Annotated in this window: 19 protein-coding genes; 13 read left to right on the top strand and 6 right to left on the bottom strand. The window is 63.4% G+C overall.

The genetic code is table 11. From position 1 onward, the window contains the following. Positions 1–115: 115 nt before the first annotated feature. Positions 116–703 (top strand): lysophospholipid acyltransferase family protein, encoded by a 588-nt coding sequence (locus tag ASE39_RS14350; protein WP_057271600.1) that lies wholly within the window; start codon positions 116–118, stop codon positions 701–703. Between the two features lie 101 nt (positions 704–804). Here ASE39_RS14350 and ASE39_RS14355 read toward each other — a convergent pair whose 3' ends face one another. Then, positions 805–1,257, bottom strand: coding sequence for an Lrp/AsnC family transcriptional regulator (locus ASE39_RS14355; RefSeq protein ID WP_010458880.1), 453 nt, complete (start codon positions 1,255–1,257; stop codon positions 805–807). Positions 1,258–1,427: 170 nt separating this feature from the next. On the opposite strand from ASE39_RS14355, the gene ASE39_RS14360 reads away from it, so the two are divergent. Next, positions 1,428–2,549 carry a saccharopine dehydrogenase NADP-binding domain-containing protein gene (locus ASE39_RS14360; protein ID WP_057271601.1) on the top strand — a complete coding sequence of 374 codons (1,122 nt, stop codon included), beginning with the start codon at positions 1,428–1,430 and terminating at the stop codon, positions 2,547–2,549. Between the two features lie 16 nt (positions 2,550–2,565). On the opposite strand, the gene ASE39_RS14365 is transcribed toward ASE39_RS14360, so the two are convergent. After that, positions 2,566–4,422, bottom strand: a complete 1,857-nt coding sequence (locus ASE39_RS14365) for a long-chain fatty acid--CoA ligase (RefSeq protein ID WP_057271831.1) — start codon at positions 4,420–4,422, stop codon at positions 2,566–2,568. A gap of 409 nt (positions 4,423–4,831) precedes the next feature. On the opposite strand from ASE39_RS14365, the gene ASE39_RS14370 reads away from it, so the two are divergent. Then, entirely contained in the window at positions 4,832–5,995 is a 1,164-nt protein-coding gene (locus tag ASE39_RS14370) for a sensor domain-containing diguanylate cyclase (RefSeq protein WP_057271602.1), read from the top strand. A 51-nt stretch (positions 5,996–6,046) separates the two neighbouring features. On the opposite strand, the gene ASE39_RS14375 is transcribed toward ASE39_RS14370, so the two are convergent. Continuing rightward, complete coding sequence (locus tag ASE39_RS14375) at positions 6,047–6,682, bottom strand: GntR family transcriptional regulator (protein ID WP_010458874.1); 636 nt, start codon at positions 6,680–6,682, stop codon at positions 6,047–6,049. Positions 6,683–6,837: 155 nt separating this feature from the next. Here ASE39_RS14375 and scpA point away from each other — a divergent pair, with 155 nt between their 5' ends. From scpA to bioB, 9 genes are all read left to right on the top strand, one after another. Then, a complete protein-coding gene (gene scpA / locus ASE39_RS14380; RefSeq protein ID WP_057271603.1) occupies positions 6,838–9,009 on the top strand; it encodes a methylmalonyl-CoA mutase in 2,172 nt (723 codons plus the stop codon). 68 nt (positions 9,010–9,077) lie between these two features. Then, entirely contained in the window at positions 9,078–9,248 is a 171-nt protein-coding gene (locus ASE39_RS26790; protein ID WP_158004144.1) for a hypothetical protein, read from the top strand. A gap of 135 nt (positions 9,249–9,383) precedes the next feature. Next, entirely contained in the window at positions 9,384–9,866 is a 483-nt protein-coding gene (locus ASE39_RS14385) for a GNAT family N-acetyltransferase (RefSeq protein WP_057271604.1), read from the top strand. Beyond that, complete coding sequence (gene meaB, locus ASE39_RS14390; RefSeq protein ID WP_057271605.1) at positions 9,863–10,882, top strand: methylmalonyl Co-A mutase-associated GTPase MeaB; 1,020 nt, start codon at positions 9,863–9,865, stop codon at positions 10,880–10,882. Before ASE39_RS14385 ends, meaB begins: the two co-directional genes overlap by 4 nt. A 33-nt stretch (positions 10,883–10,915) precedes the next feature. Beyond that, entirely contained in the window at positions 10,916–12,448 is a 1,533-nt protein-coding gene (locus ASE39_RS14395) for an acyl-CoA carboxylase subunit beta (RefSeq protein ID WP_056062687.1), read from the top strand. Between the two features lie 274 nt (positions 12,449–12,722). After that, positions 12,723–14,771 (top strand): acetyl/propionyl/methylcrotonyl-CoA carboxylase subunit alpha, encoded by a 2,049-nt coding sequence (locus ASE39_RS14400; protein WP_057271606.1) that lies wholly within the window; start codon positions 12,723–12,725, stop codon positions 14,769–14,771. Between the two features lie 76 nt (positions 14,772–14,847). Then, positions 14,848–15,609: a YdcF family protein gene (locus ASE39_RS14405; protein WP_082615453.1), complete on the top strand. Its 762-nt coding sequence runs from the start codon at positions 14,848–14,850 to the stop codon at positions 15,607–15,609. A 103-nt stretch (positions 15,610–15,712) separates the two neighbouring features. Further along, the gene (locus ASE39_RS14410) at positions 15,713–16,183 is read left to right on the top strand and encodes a VOC family protein (RefSeq protein ID WP_057224476.1); all 471 of its coding nucleotides are present in this window, start codon (positions 15,713–15,715) and stop codon (positions 16,181–16,183) included. Between the two features lie 384 nt (positions 16,184–16,567). Beyond that, entirely contained in the window at positions 16,568–17,653 is a 1,086-nt protein-coding gene (gene bioB / locus ASE39_RS14415) for a biotin synthase BioB (RefSeq protein ID WP_057271608.1), read from the top strand. Here the strand turns inward: bioB and ASE39_RS14420 are convergent. The 3 genes from ASE39_RS14420 to ASE39_RS14430 are packed head-to-tail and all read right to left on the bottom strand — an operon-like array spanning position 17,650 to position 22,393. Continuing rightward, positions 17,650–18,849: a two-component system response regulator gene (locus ASE39_RS14420; RefSeq protein WP_050812433.1), complete on the bottom strand. Its 1,200-nt coding sequence runs from the start codon at positions 18,847–18,849 to the stop codon at positions 17,650–17,652. The genes bioB and ASE39_RS14420 overlap by 4 nt on opposite strands. Then, complete coding sequence (locus tag ASE39_RS14425; RefSeq protein ID WP_057271609.1) at positions 18,842–21,904, bottom strand: response regulator; 3,063 nt, start codon at positions 21,902–21,904, stop codon at positions 18,842–18,844. Before ASE39_RS14425 ends, ASE39_RS14420 begins: the two co-directional genes overlap by 8 nt. Positions 21,905–21,934: 30 nt before the next feature. Continuing rightward, entirely contained in the window at positions 21,935–22,393 is a 459-nt protein-coding gene (locus tag ASE39_RS14430) for a molybdopterin-dependent oxidoreductase (RefSeq protein ID WP_010458859.1), read from the bottom strand. A 488-nt stretch (positions 22,394–22,881) separates the two neighbouring features. Between ASE39_RS14430 and ASE39_RS14435 the strand changes: the two genes are divergently transcribed. Further along, entirely contained in the window at positions 22,882–25,812 is a 2,931-nt protein-coding gene (locus ASE39_RS14435; protein WP_057271610.1) for an EAL domain-containing protein, read from the top strand. Positions 25,813–25,826: the final 14 nt, after the last annotated feature.

The following is a 25,826-nucleotide window of genomic DNA, read 5'->3' on the forward strand; positions in this document are numbered from 1 at the left end:
CAGGGCCAAGGCGGCATCGGCGATACTCGCGGCGCTTTTCTGATGTGCGACCCGATGCCGATGTGGCCGGTCGTGCTGTCGCGTCCTGCGGGCCCTGCCTGCCGCTGTATACCCCATGCACCACACGATTTTTGACACGCCGGTTGTCAACACCTTGCTGCGCGCCTTGTCGCGCGCCACCTTGCGCCTGACGGGCTGGACGGTGGAAGGCGCCTTGCCCGCCCACGCCCCCAAAAGCGTGCTGATCGCCGCCCCGCACACCAGCAACTGGGACCTGCCGTACACGCTGATGCTGGCGTTTTCGCTGCGCCTGCGGGTGTACTGGATGGGCAAGCAGAGCCTGTTCAAGGCGCCGTTTGGCGGCGTGATGCGCTGGCTGGGCGGCATTCCCGTCAACCGGGATCAGGCGAACAACCTGGTGGCCAGCTCTGCCCGGGCCATGCGGGAGGCCGATGGTCCCATGCAGCTCATCGTGCCGCCCGAAGGCACACGCGGCAAGACGCGGCACTGGAAGACCGGCTTCTATTTCATCGCCCAGCAGGCGGGCGTACCCATCGTGCTCGCGTTTGTGGACTATGGCCGCAAAGTGGGCGGCCTGGGTCCGGTGTTCGAGCCCACGGGCGACCTGGACAGCGACATGGCGCGCATCAAGGCGTTTTATGCGCCGATCCAGGGCAAGAACCCGACGCAGTTCGACGCCTGAGTTTGTCAGTCAAAGTTTTCAATAAAATTGGGCTCTGGCGCTTATCTATAAAGCGCTAGCAGCTATGAAAAATGAAGTGAATGCGCTGGCGGCAGACGCTTTCACGCGCCCACACTGCGCCGGTCAATCTTGCGGCTGAGCACGATGCTGGTCTGGGTCTGGTGCACGCCGTCGAGTTGCCCCACCTTGTCGAGCAGCGCATCAAGCTGCTCATGGCTCGTGCAGCGCAAGAACACCAGGTAGTCAAACGGCCCGCTCACGGCAGACACCTCTTCGACCTCGGCCATGGCCTCTAGCGCGCGCAACACGGCGGGCGCAGTTTTGGGCAACACGCTGATGGAACACCACGCGCGCACGGTGGTGGCGTCGAGCCGGGCGCCCAGCCGCACCCCATATCCAGCGACCACGCCCGAGCGCTCCAGCCGTGCGATGCGCGCCACCACGGTGGTGCGGGCCAGTCCCAGCTTGCGCGCCAGCTGTGCCGTGCCCTCGCGGGCGTTGGCCTGCAGCAGGCTCAGCAGTTGGCGGTCGGTGTCGTCCAGGGCCTGGGTCATGGGCAATTCCTCAAAAAGTCATAACGGCCATCATATTCGCCGTTGTGGCGAGACAAAGAGCGGTTTTCGACGTTATAGGTGCTACACATTGACAGCATCATTGCCTAGCATCAAGGCATCTACAACACCTATCACCGCTGCACGCAGTGAGCACTACCGGGAGCGCCGCCATGACCACCTTTTCCACCCAATCCCACAAGACTGTCCGCCGCGCCATCACCATCCTGGGCGCAGGCCACATCGGCTTTGCCATGGCATTGCTGCTGCAGCAGGCCGGCGACTACGACACCCTGGTGGTGGACCGCGACCCTGCACGCCTGGCCGAAGTGGCGGCTCTGGGCGTATCTACCCAGTTGGCCACCGACGATGCGAGCCTGCAGGCCGCTATCGACGGCCGTTTTGCCGTGCTCAATGCACTGCCGTTTCACCGCGCTGTGCCGGTTGCGACGCTTTGCGCCGCAGCGGGAGTGCATTACTTTGACCTGACCGAAGACGTGGCCAGCACCCAGGCCATCCGCGCCCTGGCCGCCAACGCCCGCAGCGTGCTCATGCCGCAATGTGGCCTCGCCCCGGGCTTCATCGGCATCGTGGGCAATGACCTGGCCCGCCGTTTTGACACGCTGCACACTTTGCGCATGCGCGTGGGGGCGCTCCCACGCTACCCACAAGGTGCCTTGCGCTACAACCTGACCTGGAGCACCGAAGGCCTCATCAATGAATACTGCAACCCCTGCGAGGCGATTGTGGACGGCGTGCGCACCACGGTGCCCGCGCTGGAGGGGCTGGAGACCTTTGCCCTGGACGGCGTGGAATACGAGGCCTTCAATACCTCGGGCGGGCTGGGCACGCTGACAGAAACGTTGGCAGGCAAGGCGCGGCAGGTGGACTACCAGTCCATTCGCTACCCGGGCCACAACGCCATCCTCAAGCTGCTGCTCAACGACCTGCGCCTGCGCGACCGGCGCGATCTGCTCAAGGACATTCTCGAAACCGCCATCCCCACCACGGACCAGGACGTGATCGTGGTGTTTGCCACCGCATCGGGCCTCAAGGGCGGGCGGCTGGTGCAGGACTCGTATTCGGCCCATATCGTGGGCACCCAGGTGGCGGGGCACACGCTGAGCGCCATCCAGCTCACCACGGCCGCGGGCATCTGCACGGCGCTGGATCTGGTGGCGCGGGGCCSCCTGCCGCAGCAAGGGTTTGTGGGGCAAGAGGCTGTGGCGCGCTCGGACTTCCTGGCGAACCGGTTTGGGGTGGCGTACGCGGGAGAGGGCGAGCTGGTGCTTTGACTTGACACCCCGGGGTTCAGCGCCCCGGCTTCTGGTACATCCCGTCAATCGCTTGCGCAAAGTTCGCCATCAGGTTGTTGCGCTTGAGCTTGAGCGTCGGCGTCATGAAGGTGTTCTCAATCGTCCAAGGGTCCAGCGTCAGGTGCACGGCGCGCGGCACGGCGTAGCGGGCAAAGCTGGCGGTGTTCTTCTCGATGCGGGCCAGCACGGCGCGGTGCACGCTGGGGTGGTTCAGGCTGTCGGTATCTTGCGCAGACAGGCCCAGGTCCGCCGCCAGACGCTGCCATTCACCCGCATTGAGCACGGCCACGCAGGCTATGAAGGGGCGGTTTTCGCCCACCACAAAGGCCTGCTCCAGCAGCGGGTCGGCCAGCAGTGCCAGTTCCAGGTCGCCCGGAGGGATCTTTTCGCCGGTGGATGTGACGATGATTTCCTTGATGCGGCCCTTGATGTAGATGCGGCCGTTCACGAGCTCAGCCTGGTCGCCTGTGCCCAGCCAGCCGTCGGGGCTCAGGATCTTGGCCGTGTCTTCGGGGCGCTTCCAGTAGCCCTTCATCACGATGGGGCCACGCACCTGCAGCTCGCGGTTCTCGCCGATGCGCACGTCCACGCCCGGCAGGGCCTTGCCCACGCAGGCCGGGTCGTTGTCATCGAGAGAGTTCACCGATACCACGGGCGCGGTTTCGGTCATGCCGTAGCCCTGGATGAGCGGCAGGCCCAGGCCCAGGAAGCACTTGGCAATGGTGGGTGACAGCGGCGCGCCACCGCTGACCGCCACGCGCACGCGGCCGCCAAACTGGGCCAGCAGCGGCTTTGCCACCAAAGCCTGCAGCACCGGCCAGGGCAGGGCGGCCATCCAGCCCGCGGCGCGGCCGTCCTCGGCCGCAGGAGCGGGCAGCCCTTGCATGGTGCAAAAACGCGCCCAGCCCCTGTGCTGTGCGGCTTCATACAACTGCATCTTCCAGGGCATGGGCGATAGCTTTTCCAGCAGCTTGGCGTGGATGCGTTCGTAAATGCGTGGTACTGACACCAGCACCGTGGGGCGCACGGTCTTCAGGTCTTCGGCCAACTGGGGCACTGAACGGGCATAGGCCACGCAGCTGCCGGCGGCAATCGGCAGGTAATAGCCGCCCGTGCGTTCAAAGGTGTGCGACAGCGGCAGGAACGACAGGAACACGTCGTCCACCGTGGGTGCAATGCGGTCGAGCACGGCCTTCACGTCGCTGACCACATTGTGATGCGTCAGCATCACGCCCTTGGGTTTGCCGGTGGTGCCGGACGTGTAGACGATGGCAGCCAGGTCGTCAGCATCCGGGGCCTTGGGTGCTGGAGCGCTGTCTGCATGTGCCGCGCCCGCCAGCCACTGGGCGAGCGAGCCCACCGCAGGGTCTTCACCAGAGCCGGCTGCGGCCTTGAAAGATGGCGTGTCGTCATCGGTGATCACCACCGCGCGCAAGGCCGGAAACCGCTTGCCCACGGCGCGGATCTTTTCCCACTGCTCGGCGTGACTCACGATCAGCATCGATGCTTCGCAGTCGGCCAGGATGTAAGCGATGCTGCCGGGGTTGTCGATGGCATGCAGGGGCACCGGCGCGCAGCCCGTGGCCAGCGCAGACTGGTCGGCGCACATGGCGTTCAGCCCATTGGGCAGCAGGATGGCCACGCGCGCCGCAGCCGGAAGCTGCATGGCCGCCAAGGCCTGTGCCCAGGTGCCAACGTGCTGTGCAGCTTGCGCCCAGGTCAGGCTCATCCAGGATTGGGTGGTGGGGTCGAAGGCGCGGTACGCCTCGGCGTTGGGGGTGCAGGCAGCGCGGTAGGCAAGGAGCTGGGGCAGCGTGTGGACGCTGGCGATATCGGAGGGGATGGGAGACATGGAACCTGCGGTGAAGGCTGTGCGCGCCAAAGGCGCACAGCCTCAGTGAAAACCCGCAGAATCATACCGATCGAACCTGCTGGAAACGCCCGCGCCGAGACCTCTTGTGTTGCAAATGGTGCGTTCCGATTTTCGGAATGCTCCGCGCCTGTGCTTTGGCGCAGCCCTCTGCCAGCCCGTGCATTGGCGCGCTGTGGGGCGGGTCGCTGCGCTTTCTCCGCAGTGCGTTGGGTGACGCCAAGGGGTTCGGTCGACCCCCGGAGCCGGGCTGCCGAAGGGCATTCGCACGATGCGCGGGCTGATTGCAAGCCGGGTCGGCCACAATGTCCCACTTTCCGCCGATATCAAAAGGGGAAGCCACCTCGTCGTTCGCCACCCCGCCGCAAACTGCCATTTCGCTCCCGCCGCCATGGATCCCGTCACCATCTTCATTGTTGCCACGCTGATGATGCTGGCCAACGGGTGGGTGCTGGGCCTGATGCGCAAGAGCTTCCCTGTGGCCTTGCGCACCTGCACCGAAACCTGGCGCATCGCTACGCTGCTGCTGGCGGGCAGTGCCGTGATGTACGCGTCGCGCGACCATATGCCTCTGGGGCTGGCGTCGCCGCTGGCCAACGGGCTGGTGCTGCTGGGGTGCACGGGCTACTGGCGTGCGCTGCGGCAGTTTTATGGCCTGCCGGATCTGCGCTGGATGTTGGCCCCGGCTGCGGTGGGCATCCTGGGAATACTCTGGTTCGCGGTGCTCCGGCCGGACACGCGCATGCGTGTGTTCATTCTTTCGACCTGCTGCGTGTTCTTGCTGCTGGCAAGCTTTGTGTTGCTGGTGTCGCAGAAATCACCCGATGGTGCGCACAGCCGCCGCGTGATGGCGAGCCTGTTTGCCTTTGTGGCGGGGTTCACAGTGTTTCGGGCGGCTTATTTTTTGGGGCGTGGCATCAGTCCGTCCTTTGACATCACGGGCGATGGGGCCTGGATCAACATGGCCAGCCCCATGATCACCGCATTGCTGCCCGTGGTGGGGACGACGGCCTTTTTGCTCATGTGCTCCGAACGCATTGGCCGCCAGTGGGAGCTGGCAGCCTCCACCGACTATCTCACGGGCCTTCCCAACCGCCGCACGCTGGTCACGGTGGGGGAGCGGCGATTTGCAGAGAGGCCGCAACAGGCAGGCGGTCTGGCCCTGGCTGTGATCGATATCGATCACTTCAAGGCCATCAACGACTGCCACGGACATGAAGTGGGGGACGTGGCGCTGCGGCATGTGGCCGTACACCTGCGCACAGCATGCCGGGGCAGCGATCTGGCGGCACGCCACGGTGGCGAGGAGTTTGTGGTGCTGTGGGAGGGGCTGGACACTGCTGCCGCCCTGACGGCTGGCGAGCGCCTGCGCGCGCTGGTGGCCGGGGAGCCTCTGTATGCGGGCGGGGTGTTCATCCCCATGACCATTTCCTTGGGGGTGGCCGCGGCGGGCGAAGGGGATCGCAGCTTTCACGACCTGCTGCGCCGCGCCGACGAGGCGCTCTATGCCGCCAAGGCCGGTGGGCGCAACCGCGTGGAGCCGGCCAAAAACTGAGCCGATACAGCACAAGCCCGCGACAAGCCGGCTTGTGCTGGTGGCTTTCAATCAGGTCGCCGCTTCCAGCCCCTGCGCAAAATGCGCCTGCATGGCCTTCACCGTGCCCTTGGCATCGCGTGCCACCATCGCAGCCAGGATGGTGCGGTGTTCGTTCAGCGAGTCTTCAATCCGCCCCTGCTTGAGCAGCGAGTTGTGGCGGTTGAGCTTCATCACCTTGCGCAGGTCGGCCACCATCTGGCTGCGCCAGCGGTTGTCGGCCAGCTCCAGCAGCAGCATGTGAAAACGCTCGTTCACCGCAAAAAAACGCTCGCGTTCGCCAGCGGCGGCCTCCAGTTCAGCATGCAGGTCTTGCAGCGTTTGCAGCTGGGCCGGTGTGGCGGTGGTGGCCACCACGCCTGCTGCATCACTCTCCAGCAGGCTGAGCAGGTGGTACACGTCGCGCAGGTCTTTTTCGCTCATTTCGGTCACATAGGCGCCACGGCGCACCTTCATCGTGACCAGGCCTTCGGCCGCCAGCACCTTGAGCGCCTCGCGCAGGGGGGTGCGGCTGATGCCGAATTCTTCGGCAATCTTCAATTCGTCGATCCAGCTGCCGGGCTCCAGTTCGCGGCGGAAGATGCGCTGGCGCAATTGCTCCGCCACTTCTTCGTAGAGTGCACGGGGCGTGAGGGTGAGGGCAGACATGGGCGGATTGTAAGCTGTGTGGAATATTTTGAATCAATAATTATGAATGATGTAAACTCGCCGCCACATCAATGCAAGTGGGCGGCAGCCGCCCGCGCGTCGTGTTTGACGCACTAACTTGACGCACCAACGCCATCTTCGGAGAAGTCTTCGCCATGAGTGACACGCCCCCCAACAATGCTCCCGAGTTCGCTGCCGCTTCGCTGGAAGCATGGGCCAAGGCCGCAGCCAAGTCCGCGCCCGGTGGCGATGTGAACGCCTTGAACTGGGTGACACCCGACGGCATCACCGTCAAGCCGCTGTACACGGCCGAAGACACGGCAAACCTGCCGTACGCCAACACCTTGCCGGGTTTCGAGCCCTACCTGCGTGGCCCCCAGGCCACGATGTATGCCGTGCGGCCCTGGACGATTCGCCAATACGCGGGCTTCTCCACCGCCGAGGAATCCAACGCCTTCTACCGCAAGGCGCTGGCCGCAGGCGGTCAGGGCGTGAGCGTGGCGTTCGACCTGGCCACCCACCGGGGCTACGACAGCGACCACCCCCGCGTGACCGGCGACGTAGGCAAGGCCGGCGTGGCGATCGATTCGGTCGAGGACATGAAGATCCTGTTCGACCAGATCCCGCTGGACAAGGTCAGCGTGTCGATGACCATGAACGGCGCCGTGCTGCCGGTGCTGGCGGGCTACGTGGTGGCGGCAGAAGAGCAGGGCGTTTCGCAAGACCAGCTCTCGGGAACCATTCAGAACGACATTCTGAAAGAGTTCATGGTGCGCAACACCTACATCTACCCGCCCAAGCCGAGCATGCGCATCATCGGCGACATCATTGGCTACACGGCACGCAACATGCCGAAGTTCAACTCGATCTCGATCTCGGGCTACCACATGCAGGAGGCGGGCGCCAACCAGGCGCTGGAGCTGGCCTTTACCTTGGCCGACGGCAAGGAGTACGTGAAGACCGCCATCGCCTCGGGCCTGGACGTGGACGAGTTCGCCGGGCGCCTGAGCTTCTTCTGGGCCATCGGCATGAACTTCTACCTTGAAGTCGCCAAGATGCGCGCCGCGCGCCTGCTGTGGTGCCGCATCATGAAAGAGACCGGCGCCAAGAACCCCAAGAGCCTGATGCTGCGCACGCACTGCCAGACTTCGGGTTGGTCGCTCACCGAGCAAGACCCGTACAACAACATCGTGCGCACCACTATCGAGGCCATGGCCGCGGTGTTTGGTGGCACGCAGAGCCTGCACACCAATGCGCTCGACGAAGCCATCGCGCTGCCCACCGAGTTCAGCTCGCGCATCGCGCGCAACACGCAGCTCATCATCCAGGAAGAGACGCACATCACCAACGTGGTCGACCCCTGGGCCGGCAGCTACATGATGGAAAAGCTCACCCAGGACATGATGGATGCCGCCTGGAAGATCATCGAAGAGGTCGAGGCCATGGGTGGCATGACCCAGGCCGTGGACAGCGGCTGGGCCAAGCTCAAGATCGAGGCTGCTGCGGCAGAGAAGCAGGCGCGCATCGACAGCGGCAAGGACGTGATCGTCGGCGTCAACAAATACAAGCTGGCCAAGGAAGACCCGGTCGACATCCTGCAGATCGACAATGTGAAGGTGCGCGACGGGCAGATCGAACGCCTGAAAAATATCAGGGAAAAGCGCGACTCCGCGCTTGTGCAGCAAGCGCTGGATGCTCTCACTTCTGCAGCAGAAGACGGCAGTGGCAACCTGCTGGACTTGGCCATCAAGGCGGTGCGCCTGCGTGCCACCGTGGGCGAAGTGTCTGACGCGCTCGAAAAGGTGTTTGGGCGCCACCGCGCCGATACGCAAAAGGTGACCGGTGTGTACGCAGCCGCTTATGACTCGGCCGAAGGCTGGGACAAACTCAAGACCGAGATCAACGCATTTGCCGAAACCGAGGGCCGCCGCCCGCGCGTCATGATCGCCAAGCTGGGCCAGGACGGCCACGACCGCGGCGCTAAGGTGGTGGCCACGGCGTTTGCCGACCTGGGCTTTGACGTGGACATGGGCCCGCTGTTCCAGACGCCCGAAGAATGCGCGCGCCAGGCCATCGAGAACGACGTGCACGCCGTGGGCGTGAGCACGCTGGCCGCCGGCCACAAGACCCTGGTGCCGGCCATCATCCAGTCGCTCAAGGACCAGGGGGCGGACGACATCATCGTCTTCGTGGGCGGTGTGATCCCGGCGCAGGACTATGAGCACCTGTACGAAGCGGGTGTGAAGGGCATATACGGCCCCGGCACGCCCATCCCGGCCAGTGCGAAGGATGTGCTGGAGCAGATTCGCAAGGCTGTGGCTGCTTGAGTTCGTGCAAATTTCGTCTATCAAGCAGGTTCAGTACGAGTGCTGTTGCGTCGCACAGAAGGAGTGGCATGAAGAAGTCGAACCCGGGGGGGCGTGCAATGTCGGCGGCCATGGAGTGCCTCAGCATCGGCGGGATAGGCGCCACGTTGATTTGGAACGGCTGGCGATTTCTCGGCGTTTGCATCATCCTGGCCGGGGTTGCCATAGCGGTGTGGATCATGTTGGCGGCTGCCGAATAGCACGAATGGAATATGCAACCACGACCATCCTCCCGCGCAACAGCACGCTGGTTGGAGTCACAGAGACAACGCGCCACGCGATCCTGGTTCAGGATGGCAGTGGGCCACCGCTCTCTGCTCACGTGCCGCAGAAAAATGCCTAACCTGATGTTCAGTTTTGAAGACGTCCAGGACACGGACTTCGAGGCAATGGCTGAGTTGCGCGCACAGGCGTTGCAAGAGAGCCTGGAGCGCCTCGGCCGGTTTGACCCGGTGCGCGTGCGAGAGCGTTTGCGCAGCGCATTTGTGCCTACCTGCATGCGGCATATCGTGCGCAGCGGCGAGCGCATTGGCTATCTCACCCTCATACCGAATGCGACGCTGCCGCAGGCGCGGCTGCATCACCTCTACATCCGCCCGGGTCAGCAGGGCTGCGGTGCGGGTGCGTGGGCCCTGAATTGGGCGAAAGAACAGGCCAGGGCAGAGGCACGTGACATCACCCTGAGCGCCTTGCGCGGTAGCGATGCCAACCGCTTTTACCTGCGCCATGGCTTTCAGCTGGTGGAGGAGCAAGAGTTCGACCTGGAATACCTGTGGAACCCGGCGTTCGAGAAGGCCGCAGTGAAGGTGTTGGCATGAACCTCTACCCAGGTGTGCTCGGTCAACCCGGCCCCACGCAGCGTCGCGCCGTGTCCAAGGCCATCACCCTGCTCGAATCCACGCGGGCAGACCATCGCGCGCAGGCCGACGAGCTGCTGACCCAGCTCCTCCCCCACACCGGCAAGGCCTTCCGCCTGGGCATCAGCGGCGTTCCCGGCGTGGGCAAATCCACCTTCATCGAAGCCTTGGGCCTGTACCTCATCGCCCAGGGCCACCGTGTGGCCGTGCTCACCATCGACCCCTCCAGCACCGTCTCGGGCGGCTCCATCCTGGGCGACAAGACGCGCATGGAACACCTGTCGGTGCACGAAAAGGCCTACATCCGCCCCAGCCCCTCCAGCGGCACCCTGGGCGGAGTCGCAGAGAAGACCCGCGAAGCCATGCTGGTCTGCGAGGCGGCGGGTTACGACGTGGTCATCGTCGAAACCGTGGGCGTGGGCCAGAGCGAGATCGCGGTGGCGGGCATGACGGACATGTTTGTGCTCATGCAGCTGCCCAACGCGGGCGACGACCTGCAGGCCATCAAGAAGGGCGTGATGGAGATAGCGGACCTGGTGGTCATCAACAAGGCCGACATCGACAAGAACGCCGCCACACGGGCCGAGGCGCAGATCACATCGAGCCTGCGCCTGCTCAGCCAGCACGGCAACCCCGAGAACGCGCACCACAATGAAACTTTGTGGCACCCCAAGGTCGTGCAGATGAGCGCGCTGCTGGGCCAGGGCGTGGACAGCTTCTGGGCCGCCGTCGCGCAGTTTCGCCAGCTGCAAACCGCCAATGGCCGCCTGGCCACGCGGCGCGAGAAGCAGGCGCTGTCCTGGATGTGGGAGCGCATCGACGCGGGCCTCAAGCTCGCGTTTCGCCAGCATCCGCAGGTCAAGGAGCTGCTGCCCCAGATGCAGGCCGATGTGGTAGCCGGGCGCATCGCGGCATCGACTGCAGCAAGAAATCTGCTGCTGGCGCAATCCCATCAAGCGCAAGCAGCTATCAAATAAATAGTAAACAAACCCATTCACCAAAGGACGACCATGCAAGACATCCTGGATCAACTGGAGAAAAAGCGTGCGCTGGCACGCCTGGGCGGCGGGCAAAAGCGCATCGATGCGCAGCACGCCAAGGGCAAACTCACGGCGCGCGAGCGCATTGAGCTGCTGCTGGACGATGGCACGTTCGAGGAATGGGACATGTTCGTCGAGCACCGCTGCACCGACTTTGGCATGGAGGACAACAAGATCCCCGGCGACGGTGTGGTGACGGGCTACGGCATGATCAACGGCCGCCTGGTGTTTGTGTTCAGCCAGGACTTCACGGTGTTCGGCGGTGCTTTGAGCGAAACGCACGCCGAAAAGATCTGCAAGGTGATGGACCAGGCCATGAAGGTCGGCGCACCGGTCATCGGCCTCAACGACTCGGGCGGCGCGCGCATCCAGGAAGGCGTGGCGTCGCTCGGCGGCTATGCTGATGTGTTCCAGAAGAACGTGCTGGCCAGCGGCGTGATTCCGCAGATCAGCATGATCATGGGCCCGAGCGCCGGCGGCGCCGTGTACTCGCCCGCCATGACCGACTTCATCTTCATGGTGAAAGACAGCTCGTACATGTTCGTCACCGGCCCCGAAGTGGTGAAGACCGTGACGCACGAAGAAGTCACGGCCGAGGAACTGGGCGGCGCCGTGACGCACACCACCAAGAGCGGTGTGGCCGACATGGCGTTCGAGAACGACGTGGAGGCGCTGATGATGCTGCGCCGCCTGTACAACTACCTGCCGCTCAACAACCGTGAGAAGGCTCCTGTTCGCCCCAGCAACGACCCGGCCGACCGCATGGACCTGAGCCTGGACACCCTGGTGCCCGAGAACCCCAACAAGCCCTACGACATGAAGGAGCTGATCCTCAAGACCGTGGATGACGGGGATTTCTTCGAGCTGCAGCCCGAGTACGCCAAGAACATCCTGATCGGCTTTGCCCGCATGGAAGGCCAGACCGTGGGCATTGTGGCCAACCAGCCGCTGGTGCTGGCGGGCTGCCTGGACATCAAGTCGAGCATCAAGGCCGCGCGTTTTGTGCGCTTCTGCGATGCGTTCAACATCCCGGTCGTCACGTTTGTGGACGTTCCCGGCTTCATGCCCGGCACCAGCCAGGAGTACGGCGGCATCATCAAGCACGGCGCCAAGCTGCTGTACGCGTATGCCGAGTGCACCGTGCCCAAGATCACCGTCATCACCCGCAAGGCCTACGGCGGCGCGTACGACGTGATGAGCTCCAAGCACCTGCGCGGCGACGTGAACCTGGCCTGGCCCAACGCAGAAATCGCCGTGATGGGCGCCAAGGGCGCGGTGGAAATCATCTTCCGCGAAGACAAGAACGACCCTGTGAAGTTGGCCGCGCGTGAGGCGGAATACAAGCAGCGTTTTGCCAATCCGTTTGTGGCCGGTGCACGTGGCTTTATCGACGACGTGATCCTGCCGCACGAGACACGCAAGCGCATCTGCCGGTCGTTGGTGATGCTGCGCGACAAGAAGCTGGAAAACCCATGGCGCAAACACGGGAATATTCCGCTGTAAGCCTCTCGCCAGCCAACTCTAACCATGAGAGTGAGCAACTATGTATGAGAGGCCTGAGCGGAATCCGACGTACGAACGAAGCGAATCAAAGGATGAGCGACGGCTGCGGAAACAGCGTTTCTTTTCAACGAACCGACGGAATTTCTGGCGCATGCCGACCTGGTTGTGGATGCCCGTTGTTCTAGCGCTTGTACTTTTATTCGGATGGGCTCTAGTAGCCGCATTCTGAGCAGCTCGAAATGTTGCGTGTCACTGTTTGAAAGATGTAAACAACATGTTCACCAAAATTCTGATCGCCAACCGTGGCGAAATCGCGTGCCGAGTCATCGCCACCGCCAAGAAAATGGGCATCGCCACCGTCGCCGTCTACTCCGACGCCGACAAGGAAGCCCGCCACGTCAAGCTGGCCGACGAGGCCGTACACATTGGCGCCGCGCCTTCGCGCGAGTCGTACCTGCTGGCTGACAAGATCATTGCCGCCTGCAAGCAAACCGGCGCACAGGCCGTGCACCCCGGCTACGGCTTCCTCTCCGAGAACGAAGCCTTTGCCAAGCGCTGCGAAGACGAGGGCATTGCCTTCATCGGCCCCAAGGCGTTTTCCATTGCGGCCATGGGCGACAAGATAGCGTCCAAGAAGCTGGCCAACGAAGCCAAGGTCAACACCATCCCGGGCTACAACGACGCGATTGCCGGCCCCGAGCAGGCCGTAGAGATTGCCAAAGGCATTGGCTACCCCGTGATGATCAAGGCCTCGGCCGGCGGCGGCGGCAAGGGTTTGCGCGTGGCGTTCAACGACAAGGAAGCGTTTGAAGGCTTCACCAGCTGCCAGAACGAGGCGCGCAACAGCTTTGGCGATGACCGCATCTTCATCGAGAAGTTTGTGCAGGAGCCGCGCCACATCGAGATCCAGGTGCTGGGCGACAGCCACGGCAACGTGATCTACCTGAACGAGCGCGAATGCTCCATTCAGCGCCGCCACCAGAAGGTGATTGAAGAGGCGCCATCGCCCTTCATCAGCGATGCCACCCGCAAGGCCATGGGTGAGCAGGCCGTGCAATTGGCCAAGGCCGTGAAGTACCAGAGCGCGGGCACGGTGGAGTTCGTGGTCGGCAAGGACCAGGACTTCTACTTCCTTGAAATGAATACCCGCCTGCAGGTGGAGCACCCGGTGACGGAATGCATCACCGGCCTGGACCTGGTGGAGCTGATGATTCGCGTGGCGGCGGGCGAGAAGCTGCCCCTCACGCAAGCCGATGTGAAGCGCGAGGGCTGGGCCATCGAGTGCCGCATCAACGCCGAAGATCCGTTCCGCAACTTTTTGCCTTCCACCGGCCGCCTGGTGCGCTTTCAGCCACCCGAGGAGAGCATGTTCCAGGGCGACACCGACAAGAAGCTCGGTGTGCGTGTTGACACTGGCGTGTACGAAGGCGGCGAGATCCCGATGTACTACGACTCGATGATCGCCAAGCTCATCGTGCACGGCACGGACCGCAACCATGCGATCGCCAAGATGCGTGCGGCGCTCAATGGCTTCGTGATCCGCGGCATCAGCAGCAACATTCCGTTCCAGGCGGCCCTGCTGGCCCACCCGAAATTCGTGACCGGCGAGTTCAACACCGGCTTCATCGCCGAACACTACGGCAAGGGCTTCCACTCTGAAGACGTGCCCCACGAGGACCCTTTGTTCCTGGTGGCGCTGGCGGCCTTCATGAACCGCCGCTACCGCGCTCGCGCCTCGGGCATCAGCGGGCAACTGGCGGGGCACGAGGTGAAGGTGGGCGAGCAATTTGTGGTGGTCACGCTGGGGGCCGAGGGCCGGAATGAGCACCATGCGGTGTCGGTCACCGACTTCCAGGACAAGTCGGGCTCCAGTGTGGTGGCCGTGGGCAACAAGAGCTACCAGATCAGCAGCGCCGCCACACTGGGCCAGATTCGTGTGCAGGGGCAGTGCAATGGCGCGGGTTTCACCGCCCAGGTGGAGCGGGGCGCTGGCAAGAACCCGCTGGCCCTGCGCGTTGCGCACAACGGCACGCAGATCGACACCATCGTGCTGTCGCCGCTGGGCGCACGCCTGCACCAATTGATGCCTTTCAAGGCACCGCCAGATCTGTCCAAGTTTCTGCTGTCGCCCATGCCTGGCCTGCTGGTGGATGTGGCGGTGCAGCCCGGCCAGAAGGTGCAGGCTGGCGAGAAGCTGGCCGTAATCGAAGCCATGAAGATGGAGAACATCCTCTTTGCCGCGCAAGATGGCGTGGTGGGCAAGGTGGTGGCGGGCAAGGGCGAGTCGCTGGCGGTGGACGACGTGATCATTGAGTTTCAGTGATGCGGCAACGCACTGCGGCTACGGCCCGAACAATCCGTCACCTGGGTCCATTCCCGCAATGACGAGGGCCTTGCGCATGCTGCTCGCGCTGGCTGGCGGCGCGCTGGTGCTGGATGGTGCGGTGCTGATGGTTCTGGGGCACTTCAACCTGGGCACCATGCTGCCCGTTGCGCTGGGAGCCCTTTTTCTGGCTTTGGCGGTGTGGTGGGCTCCGCTGGCGCGCTGGCGGCACCATGACCGGCGGCGCCAGCAGTGGTGGTATGCCGGCTGGTGTGGTCTGGCGGCATGGATGCTTAGCGTGGCGGTTTTCTGGGCCTTTTTGCTGGATGCTGGCGTGTCTCCGGCCGAGGCGCCGCCGGTGCAGGCCATTGTGGTGCTGGGGGCTGGCATCCAGAACGGGCAACCGCGCCCGGCGCTGGCAGCGCGGCTGGACACGGCGGCCGCGCTGGCGCGATTGCAGCCCGCCGCCCTGATCGCGGTGTGCGGTGGCCAGGTCTGGGGCGCAACGGACACGGAAGCCGAGGTGATGGCGCGCTACCTGCAAGAACGCCACGGGATTTCACCTGAACGCCTGGTGCTGGAAAAGGCAAGCACCAGCACCGAACTGAACCTGGCATGGAGTCGCCCCTTGCTGCAGGCGCGCGGTGTGGCCGCCACGGCCCCCTTGGCGCTGGTGACCAGCGACTTCCACCTGCCGCGCGCCCTGCGCATTGCCCAGCGCCACGGCTTTACCCACATGGTGCCGGTGGCAGCACCCACGCCCCTGGCCACACGCTACAACGCCTGGCTGCGCGAATACTTCGCCACGCTGAGCAGTTGGGTGTTGCGCGAGGGGTAGGCACCAGGTCGCAAGCCACTCAAGTCGGCCATTTTTTGAATGAAATTGGCCGCTGGCGCTTAATGGGACTCTATTTTTAGCTATCAATCAAGGAGCAATCAGCATGACCGCATCCCACAGGCCCTTCCGAGTCCTGGGTATCCAGCAGGTCGCCATTGGCGGCACCGACAAGCAGCGCATGAAAACCCTGTGGGTGGACATGCTGGGCCTGACGCAGACCGGCACGTTCCAGAGCGAGCGCGAGAACGTGGACGAAGACATCCTGGCCATGGGGCAGGGCGTCCACAAGGTCGAGGTGGACATCATGCAGCCGCTCGACATCGAAAAAAAACCCGCCGTGCACGCCACGCCGCTCAACCACATCGGCCTGTGGATCGACGATCTGCCCCGGGCTGTGGAATGGCTGACTGCGCAGGGCGTGCGTTTTGCGCCCGGCGGCATCCGCAAGGGCGCGGCGGGTTACGACATCACGTTTTTGCACCCCAAGAGCAATGACGAGTTTCCGATTGCGGGTGAGGGCGTGCTGATCGAGCTGGTCCAGGCCCCGGCCGACGTGATTGCTGCGCTGGGCTGACGGAGGGCTGCAGGCAAACGCCTGAACGTCGGCCATCTTCAGGCGTATGTCCGGCAGATCGCGCGCCTGTTAGGTACAGATAACGACCGCTGCCGGAATTTTGATGCAGGCAAAAAATTCAACGCACGAAAACCTGGTAAATATCTCCAAATCACCGTCTTCTGTGCTCAAAAAATTCTGAATTTGACGGCTATTGGCACCACGTTTTTCTTGGCACCTTTTGTGACCCTGTGGCGTGTGTTTGTGCCTTTTTCTCGTCCAGAATCCGCCCACCTCGCTGCGTACCGTGTGGGACCACCCCGTTTCGTGCGGTGCGCGCTGTGTAACCAACCTCTTGCTCCCCGGCGGCCCCGTGCCACTGTGGGGCAGACGCCTTGAAGGGAATTGACCGCCATGTCCTCCACGACCCTTGCCGCTCCCGCCGCGCAACCTGTGCAACCCCTGCACCTGCACCGGCGCGCCACACCCGTCCCCGCGCCGCAAGGCCCCTGGACGGTGAACGCTATCCAGGCGTTGCTGGACAAGCCGCTGATGGACCTGCTTTTTGAGGCGCAGACGATGCACCGCCAGCATTGGCCCGCAGGAGACATCGAGCTGGCCACGCTGCTGTCCGTGAAGACCGGCGGCTGCCCAGAGAACTGCGGCTACTGCCCGCAAGCCGCCGAGTTCGACACCGGCGTGAAGGCCGACAAGCTGATGGAGGTGGACGAAGTGGTGCGCGCCGCCCAGGCGGCCAAAGACGCCGGTGCCACACGGTTTTGCATGGGGGCCGCCTGGCGTGCGCCCAAGGACCGCGACATCGAAAAAGTCAGCGCCCTGATCGGCGCCGTGAAGGGCCTGGGCCTGCAGACCTGCGCCACCCTGGGCATGCTCGAATCGCACCAGGCGCAGGCGCTCAAGGACGCGGGCCTGGACTACTACAACCACAACCTGGACACCGCCCCCGAGTACTACACCGATGTGGTCAGCACCCGCGCCTACCAGGACCGGCTGGACACGCTGCAGCATGTGCGCAGCGCGGGCATCAGCGTGTGCTGCGGCGGCATTGTGGGCATGGGCGAGGCGCCAGTGCACCGCGCTGGCCTGATCGCCCAGCTGGCCAACCTGCAGCCGTACCCCGAGTCGGTGCCCATCAACAGCCTGGTGCGGGTGCCCGGCACGCCGCTGGCTGACAGCGAACCCATCGACCCGCTGGACTTTGTGCGCATGATTGCCGTGGCCCGCATCACCATGCCCAAGGCCCGGGTACGCCTGTCTGCCGGGCGCCAGCAAATGGGTGAAGCGGTGCAGGCGCTGTGTTTCCTGGCTGGTGCCAATTCGATCTTTTATGGTGACAAGCTGCTGGTGACCGGTAACCCTGATGTGGAAGCCGACGTGCAACTGCTGGCCAAGCTGGGCCTCAACGGACACCGCACCACCACCACCTCGGAGGGTGGGGCGGTAGAAAGCGCCGCAGGCGCCTGCGGCTAACCGCCGCTGCCATGGTTGCCGCTGCTGTCGCCGATGACCGCGCTGTCGGTGGAGAGGTCTTGGGCAATGCGGTCGAGCTGCGCCTGCAGGGCATGTTCCCCGTCGGCAAAACGCTGCGCGATGCGCCGGAACTCTTCGGACAGTGCCAGGAAGGCGTCGACCATGTCGGGATCGAAGTGGCTACCCCGGCCGTCGCGGATGATCTCGACCGCGTGTTCGTGGGTGAAGGCGGGCTTGTACACGCGCTCGGAGATCAGCGCGTCGTACACATCGGCCACGGCCATGAGCCGTGCTGACAGAGGGATCGTGTTGCCCACCAGCCCTTCGGGATAGCCTGAGCCGTCCCACTTTTCCTGGTGGCTGTAGGCGATCTCCTTGGCGTAGCGAAAGAACGGGTTGTTTTGCGTGGTTTCGGTTTCTGCCGCCACGATGGCGTCCCGGCCCAGCGTGGTGTGCGTCTTCATGATCTCGAACTCCTCAACCGTGAGCTTGCCCGGCTTGAGCAGGATGCGGTCGGGGATGCCCACCTTGCCAATATCGTGCAGCGGGGCGGACTTGAAGATCACCTGGATGGCGTCTTCCGTGAGTTCGTCGCGAAAGCGCGGATGGTCTTGCAGCTTGCGGGCCAGCGCTTCCACATAGTGCTGGGTCCGACGGATGTGGTTGCCCGTCTCGTTGTCGCGCGTTTCGGCCAGCGATGCCATGGCGCGGATGGTGGCGTCCTGCAGCTCGGCCAGGGCGCGCGTGCGGTTGGCCACTTCCTGCTCCAGAAAGTGGTTGTGGTGGGCCAGCAGATCCCGGGCACGCTTGAGCTGCAGGTGGTTGCGCACCCGCGCCATTGTGATGGCGGGGTTGACGGGTTTGGTGATGTAGTCCACGGCGCCCAGCTCCAGCCCCACGGTTTCGTCGTCGGTGGCACTCATGGCCGTCAGGAAGATCACCGGGATGTCCTCGGTGTCGGGGTTGAACTGCAGGCGCCGCAGCACCTCGTAGCCGTCCATGTCCGGCATCATGATGTCGAGCAGGATCAGGTCGGGTTTTTCGGCCGCCACGATTTGCAGCGCACGCTCGCCGGTGGGGGCCAGCTTGACCTTGTAGTCGGGGCGCAGGAGGTCGCTCATCAGCGACAAATTGCCGGGTGTGTCATCCACCACCAGCACCGTACATTTGCCGCTCAATTCCAATGGACTATTCATGAACTGGGTCCTCCTTGTGTTGTGTGTTGTTGTTCCCCGCCTTGCGCAGCACGTCCAGCGCATCGGCAAAGAGGTAGTTGTCCAGCCGCTGTTTCATGTCGACGTAGGCGGGGCCGAGCAGGGCCTTCAGGCTGGGGCCGGAGTCCTTGAACAGCTCTACGGCTTCGGAATCACTGTCTGCCAGCAAGGCGTCCAGGCGCGCTACCAGCTCTCGGGTGCACGCCTCGTCCACCAGGGCTCCCGCAGCTCCCGCCGCGTGCTGTGTGTCAGGCTCGGGAGGCAAGGCCCCTTGCAGGGCAACCACGAGGGCCCGGCAGGCATCGTCCACAGGCTGCAGCAGGGCATCCAGGGCCTCGTTCGCCGCCTTGTGCGCAATGGCCTGCTCCGCAGCATTGGCCAGTTCGGCCAGACGCAGCGCGCCAATGGTGCCTGCCGCGCCTTTCAAGGTATGCATGGCCCGCTGCGCTGCCTGCGGCCGGCCTGAGGCCAGATGCGCCTGCGCTTCCTGCACTGCTTTGGCCTGGCCGGTGACGAACGTGCGCAGCAGGCCTTCGTAGGCGGCGCGTTTGCCCAGCACGCGCCGCAGCCCGATGGCCGCATTCAGGCCTTCGATGTGTGCAAGCGGGTCTGCTGTACCCCGCGTCGCCACTGAAGGGACGTCAGCCACCGCAGGCAGCGCTGCAGCAGTCATGCCGCCGGAGTCTGTGCCGGTGTGCGGCAGCGCAATCCACTGCAGCAGTGCGGCAAACAGGGCCTCGGGGTCAATGGGTTTGGCGATGTGCCCGTTCATGCCCGCGTCCAGGCACTGCTCGCGGTCGCTGCTCATCGCGTTGGCCGTCATCGCCAGCACCGGCAGGCGCGCCCAGGTGGGGTTTTGGCGCAGGTGGCGGGTGGCGGTGAGGCCATCCATCACCGGCATCTGCATGTCCATGAGCACTATGTCGTAGGTACCACGGGCCAGCATGTCAAGCGCGGCCTGGCCATTGTCGGCCACGTCCACCACCAGCCCGGCGCTGGCCAGCAGTTCGCGGCCCACTTGCTGGTTCAGATCGTTGTCGTCCACCAGCAGCACCCGCGCACCCCGGATCGACGCCAGCTCTGCACCCCGTGGTGGGGCCGGCAGGCGCCGCCCATCGTCCACCCGCTGCGCCCCGCCCAACGCACGCATCGCAGCATCAAAAAGCTGCGATGGGTTGACAGGCTTGGTCAGCATCAGCCCGATGCCTGAGCGTGTGAGTTCATTCAGAACGTCGTCGCGGCCATGCGCGGTGACGATGACGGGGCGGGGTGGGTGGGGCAGTTGGGCCAGCTGGCGGGCGGTTTCAAAACCGTCCATGCCGGGCATCTTCCAGTCCAGAAAGGCAATTTCGCAGGGCCGGCCGGCCTGATCGGCGGCTCGCGCCAGGTCCACGGCCTGTGCTCCTGAGCTGGCCAGCGTCACCGAAAAGCTCATGCTGGACAGTAGCTCCGCCAGGATCTGCCGCGCCTGTTCGCTGTCGTCTACCACCAGCACGCGGCGGCCGCGCCGGTCCGGCTCCGGCAACAGCGGCCGCTGTGTGGAAGCGCCCAGGCCCAGCCGGGCCGTGAACCAGAACGTGCTGCCCCGGCCCGGCGCGCTTTGCACACCCACGTCCCCGCCCATCAGGCTGGCCAGTTTTTTGGAAATGGCCAATCCCAGGCCGGTGCCTCCGTACTTGCGTGTGGTGGAGGTGTCAGCTTGCTCGAACGAGCGAAACAGCCGCGACTGCTGCTCGTCGGTGAGGCCAATGCCGGTGTCCTGCACCTCGAAACGCAGCAGGACGCCCTGCGCATCCCGCGCGGCTTCGCGGACCCGCACGATGATCTCGCCCTCGTCCGTGAACTTGACCGCGTTGTTGGCGTAATTGACCAAAATCTGCCCCAACCGCAGGGGGTCTCCGCGCAAGTCGGCGGGCAGGTGGGAGTCCACGTCGAACATCAGCTCCAGCCCTTTGCTGGCACATTTTTCGCCGAGCAGGTTGGCCACGTTATCGAGCACACCGTGCAGGTCGAAATCGACCACCTCGACTTCCAGCTTCCCCGCTTCGATCTTGCTGAAGTCCAGGATGTCGTTGATCAGGCCCAGCAGGTGCTGACCGGACCGCTGGATCTTTTGGATGTAGTCGCGCTGGCGCACGGTCAACTCCGTGGCCAGCGCCAGGTGGCTCATGCCAATCACGGCGTTCATGGGCGTGCGGATCTCGTGGCTCATGTTGGCCAGAAAGTCCGACTTCATGCGCGAGGCATCTTCGGCCTTGGCCTGGGCCACCACCAGTTCGTCCTCGTGTTCCCGCAGTGCGGCGTTGACCTGCTGCAGTTCTGTAGTGCGCTGGGCCACCCGAGCCTCCAGGGCCTCTTCGCTGCGCTTGAGGGCATCCACCAGTTCGGCCTGTGCCTCCATGGCCTGGGAGGTGGCCTTTTCACGCTGAAGAAACTGGCGCGCCATCGCAAAGGCCAGCAGGAAGGTCAGAATGGCCTGGAAGGCGGTCAGCCCGGTGGTCAGCAGGGTCTGGTGCTTGACCTCTTCGTTGCGCCGGTCGCCCAGCAGGGCGGAGATGCGCGACGCCTGGAGCGACAGTTCCTGAACGATGTCGCGCAGCTTGTTCAGCTCGGCCCGCAGGAGCCGCATGTTCGTGCGGCTGGACACCGTATCCACGCTTTGCCCGAAATGCTCATCGCCTGCGGCAACAAATTTCTGCAATGCGTCAAGGGCGGTGCTGTAGATTGGCTCCTCCTGCATCAGCGTGCGGGCGGTGCCACTTTCGAGCGCACTGAAGCGGCTCAGGAACAGGTCGTAACGCAGCTCCAGCCGGTCCATGGGCAGGCTGGCCGGGTCCATCTCGAACTGGTGAAGCGCGTGGTCCAGCTTCTCGTACTCCACGTTGAGCTGCAGGAAAGACCACAAGGCATTGACGTCGCCCCGGCGCATGACCGCTTCCACGCTGCGGTACTGGTGGTATTGCACTCCTGCAATGGCCACATACGCCACCACCAGGCCCGCAATGATCAGTCGCAGAACGTTTTTGCCCCGGATCATGGTGGAGTGCCTGTAAGGAGTGCGTGTGGGCTAGCGGATCCGCAGGATGTGCAGTTGCCAGGCTGCGCGGTTGTAATACAGCTCGCTGCGCAGCTCGGCCTTGGTATCAAACGGGTAGACGATGAAAAGCGGCCCTTTTTCGCGCACACGCATGGGGCGGTTGTTCATGAGCCGGGCAACGATGACGTCGTGGCGTGTGGCATCGTCAATGGGAATTTCTGTCTTGTAATCATTGAGCGCCACCGCCGTGATGTTCTTGCCCTTGGCACCGACGGCCGCCAGCACATCACGCAGCAGCGGGCCTGTGAAAGTGACTGCGCTGGGGTACCAAGGGGTCTGCGTGGAAAAGCTGTGTTGGGGCAGTTTCTCCAGCATCGCCATGTCGAACTGGGCTTGTGAGCCGTTGTTCGTCTGGCTGATCGCACCATCGATGGTGAGCACCACGGTGCCCGTGGGTTTGTCCAGGGCTTGGGCCTGGGGCAGGGTCATCGCAACAGCAATAACCGCCATTGCCAGCCCTCGGGCGACGAGGCGTGCCACTGAAATACTCGTGTGCATATCGACCCTCTCTTTTTGCAACAGTCTCACAGACAGTTGCTCAAAATGTAAATAGGTTTATAGCAGGACTGGTCTTGTGGTGCGGCTACGACGGAGCGGCGCGCCCCATATTGAGGGAGAACCACGGGTATCCCGGCATTGCAGGAGGGGACCCCATGCGCACTCGCGGCAATGTCGTGACAACCGGCAACTGGATAGGTACAGTGGGCCGCAGACTCGACGCTCCAGGGCAGGCGGGCAAACTGCGCAAATGAATCGGGAGGAGGCCACTGGCTGACGGAAAGCCCTGCAACCATCGACACCATTCTTCGCAACGCAGCGCCACAGGGGTGAAGGCAGAGGCGGCCCAATGCAAGCCTGAAGCCCCGCCGTCGATGGGCTTCGTTGCATCATTTCCGTGTTAGCCAAGGCTTATCACAATGGATAGTCACGATACTGAAGACCGTTCGTTTGAACAGGAGATCGCGCTGTCTGAAGCCGACTATCGGCTGCTGGTGGAGCAGGTGCAAGCGGCCGTCTTTGTGATTCAAAAGGGTCGATTCCTTTTTGTGAATCCAAAGCTTCTGGAACTTTTTGGGTACACGCAGGAAGAAATGCTGGGAGGCATGGACCCCATGCTGCTGTGCGTGCCCGAGCATCGGGACATGGTGCGGGAGCAGGCCAGCGCCCGGGTGGCGGGCGTTCCTGGCAAAGCCTATGAGATCGAATGCCAGCGCAAGAATGGCGAACGGTTCGGCGCCCAGGTCTGGGGTGCGCGAATTTTTCTCTCGGCGCAAGCTGCAGATCTGGTCACGCTGCATGACGTCAGTGCCATCCAGGCGGCGACACGCTACGCCCAGCAGCGCGTCCAGTTGTTTCGCAACGCCGAGGAGCTCGCTCGCATAGGTTCTGCCGAGGTGGACCTGGTTTCTGGCTCCGTCACCTTGTCGTCCGGCATGCACGCCATCTTCGGCATCCCGCAAACCGAGGATCCCCCCGACAAAGACTGGCTGCTGGCCAAAGTTCCCCCCGTGGAGCGGCCGTATGTCCAGGCTATCAGCGAGGGCGTTTCTCCCGATGACGTCTGCGAGTTTCAGCACCGCATTGTTCATGCCGACGGCAGCTTGCGCACGGTACTGCACCGGGTCCTGGCCGAAGCCGATGAAGATGGAAAAGTGGTCAGAACGGTTACGCTTTTGCAGGACATCACGCTGCAGCGCGCGGCGGAACAGAAACTTGACAAGCTCGCCAACACCGACGAAATCACCGGACTGCCCAACCGCAACGCACTGACGGAGTATCTGGATACAAAAATGCGCGAGGCGGCGCGGCAAGGGCGGCAAATTGCGGTCCTGAGTGTCGAGATCGACCGACTCAAGCTCGTCAGTGAATCACTGGGCTACGCAGCCGGGGACCAGTTGCTCATGGAGGTAGGAAGACGGCTGCAGCCTCAGGTGTCGCAGGACGATTTGCTGGCGCATTTTGGCAGCGGCGAGTTTTTGCTGGTGCTGGCGCGGGAAGAGACCGTGGACGAGACCCTGGCTCGGGGCATCGCGGCCTCATTGGTGGACGCACTGTCTCTGCCGGTCGCCATCGGTGACAACGAGATCAAGGTGACGTGCGATATCGGAATATCGATCTATCCCGTGCACGGGGAAGACCCGGAAAAGCTGCTCCAGCAGGCTCAGGCGGCCATGTATCGCGCCCACGAACTGGGCAAGAACCAGATCTGCGTTTTCAGCTCGGGCATGCATTCGAAGGCGATCTCCAGGCTCGCCATGGAATCTGGGTTGCGCCGGGCGCTGGAGCGCAACGAGTTCGAACTGCATTTTCAGCCCAAGCTCGAATTGGTCAGCGGCACCGTTATTGGTGCCGAGGCGTTCCTGGAATGGAATTCCCCCGATGGCACCTTGATACCCCGGTCCAGCTACATCCGGGTTGCAGAAGAAACGGGCCTGATCGTACCCATTGGCGAATGGGTTTTGCGTGCGGCCTGCCTCCAGGCCCTGGAGTGGCAGCACGCGGGCCATGTCATGTGCCGGGTTGCCGTCAACCTGTCGGCTCGCCAGCTTCAACAGCCTGATCTGACCCAGAAAATACAGAAAATTCTTATTGAAACCGGCCTGGACCCCAGGCTGCTGGGGCTGGAGATTACCGAGGGTGCACTGATGGGAGAAAGTGCCCGCATAGCGCGCATTCTGGGCGACCTCAAGGCGCTGGGCATCGAAATTTCGCTCGATGATTTTGGTACCGGCTATTCCAGCCTGAGCTACCTTCGCACCCTGCCCATTGACGTGGTGAAAGTGGACCGCTCGTTTGTTCATGACGTCACGGCGGCATCGCAGGATGTGTCCATCACGCGCGCGATCATCAACATGGCGCACAGCCTTCAGATGAAGGTGTTGGCGGAAGGCGTGGAGACTGAGGGGCAACTGGCATTGCTCATCGCCAACGGCTGCGACCAGATGCAGGGCTACTATTTCAGCGGCTTGCTCACAACCGATGCCATGGGGGGGCTATTGCGTGAGAGCAAGGCGCTGCCAGAGCACTTGCTGCTGCGCCGCACCCACCAACGCACCTTGTTGTTGGTTGATGACGAAGACAGCATTGTTTCTGCGCTGCGCAGATTGCTGCGCAGGGATGGTTATCACATCGTGACGGCCAACAGCGGAGCGCAAGGTTTGCAAAGGCTGGCCGAAAACTCGGTGGATGTGATTGTTTCGGATCAGCGAATGCCCGGTATGACCGGGGTGGAGTTTCTGCGCCGGGCCAAGGAGCTGTATCCGGACACCGTGCGGATGGTTCTGTCTGGCTACACGGAATTGCAGTCCATCACCGACGCGATCAATGAGGGTGCCATCTACAAGTTCCTCACGAAACCGTGGGATGACGAACGGCTTCGCGGCCACGTCGCCGAAGCATTCACTCAAAAAGGGATGGCTGATGACAATCGGCGCCTTGCGAATGCTGTTCTCAGTGCCAACGAGGAACTCAGTGCCGTGAACGACCGCTTGCAACAGTTGCTCACGAATCAACGGGAGCAAATTCACCGCGAAGAGAGTAGCCTGAGTGTTGCGCGGGAGGTCTTGGACCATATTCCTGCAGCGGTCATCGGGGTAGACCTGGAAGGCATGGTGGCCTTTGTGAATGCAGACGCTGAAGTCCTGTTTGGCAGAAACACGGCGTTGTTGGGACAGGATGCTGACGAGGTATTACCGGCCGATTTGCGCCATGTGTGGCGGGCCGCGGACCAGAGCTATCACGACGTGCAACTGGCTGGAGGGACTTTTCGCGTTGTTTGCCGCTCGGTAGGAGGGGAGAATCATTCACGAGGTCGTCTGCTGGTCCTGGTCCCCAGCAGTGTGGCCTGAACCATATGGGCGCC

Source organism: Acidovorax sp. Root267 (assembly GCF_001429215.1).
GTDB classification, from domain to species: Bacteria; Pseudomonadota; Gammaproteobacteria; order Burkholderiales; family Burkholderiaceae_C; genus Acidovorax; species Acidovorax radicis.

What these genes read in the sequence shown, in the direction of transcription:
- ASE39_RS14350 (WP_057271600.1), top strand. Translation starts at nt 116, where the DNA reads ATGCACCACACGATTTTTGACACGCCGGTTGTCAACACCTTGCTGCGC.
- ASE39_RS14355 (WP_010458880.1), bottom strand. Translation starts at nt 1,257, where the DNA reads ATGACCCAGGCCCTGGACGACACCGACCGCCAACTGCTGAGCCTGCTG.
- ASE39_RS14365 (WP_057271831.1), bottom strand. Translation starts at nt 4,422, where the DNA reads ATGTCTCCCATCCCCTCCGATATCGCCAGCGTCCACACGCTGCCCCAG.
- ASE39_RS14370 (WP_057271602.1), top strand. Translation starts at nt 4,832, where the DNA reads ATGGATCCCGTCACCATCTTCATTGTTGCCACGCTGATGATGCTGGCC.
- ASE39_RS14375 (WP_010458874.1), bottom strand. Translation starts at nt 6,682, where the DNA reads ATGTCTGCCCTCACCCTCACGCCCCGTGCACTCTACGAAGAAGTGGCG.
- scpA (WP_057271603.1), top strand. Translation starts at nt 6,838, where the DNA reads ATGAGTGACACGCCCCCCAACAATGCTCCCGAGTTCGCTGCCGCTTCG.
- ASE39_RS26790 (WP_158004144.1), top strand. Translation starts at nt 9,078, where the DNA reads ATGAAGAAGTCGAACCCGGGGGGGCGTGCAATGTCGGCGGCCATGGAG.
- ASE39_RS14385 (WP_057271604.1), top strand. Translation starts at nt 9,384, where the DNA reads ATGCCTAACCTGATGTTCAGTTTTGAAGACGTCCAGGACACGGACTTC.
- meaB (WP_057271605.1), top strand. Translation starts at nt 9,863, where the DNA reads ATGAACCTCTACCCAGGTGTGCTCGGTCAACCCGGCCCCACGCAGCGT.
- ASE39_RS14395 (WP_056062687.1), top strand. Translation starts at nt 10,916, where the DNA reads ATGCAAGACATCCTGGATCAACTGGAGAAAAAGCGTGCGCTGGCACGC.
- ASE39_RS14400 (WP_057271606.1), top strand. Translation starts at nt 12,723, where the DNA reads ATGTTCACCAAAATTCTGATCGCCAACCGTGGCGAAATCGCGTGCCGA.
- ASE39_RS14405 (WP_082615453.1), top strand. Translation starts at nt 14,848, where the DNA reads ATGCTGCTCGCGCTGGCTGGCGGCGCGCTGGTGCTGGATGGTGCGGTG.
- ASE39_RS14410 (WP_057224476.1), top strand. Translation starts at nt 15,713, where the DNA reads ATGACCGCATCCCACAGGCCCTTCCGAGTCCTGGGTATCCAGCAGGTC.
- ASE39_RS14420 (WP_050812433.1), bottom strand. Translation starts at nt 18,849, where the DNA reads ATGAATAGTCCATTGGAATTGAGCGGCAAATGTACGGTGCTGGTGGTG.
- ASE39_RS14425 (WP_057271609.1), bottom strand. Translation starts at nt 21,904, where the DNA reads ATGATCCGGGGCAAAAACGTTCTGCGACTGATCATTGCGGGCCTGGTG.
- ASE39_RS14430 (WP_010458859.1), bottom strand. Translation starts at nt 22,393, where the DNA reads ATGACCCTGCCCCAGGCCCAAGCCCTGGACAAACCCACGGGCACCGTG.
- ASE39_RS14435 (WP_057271610.1), top strand. Translation starts at nt 22,882, where the DNA reads ATGGATAGTCACGATACTGAAGACCGTTCGTTTGAACAGGAGATCGCG.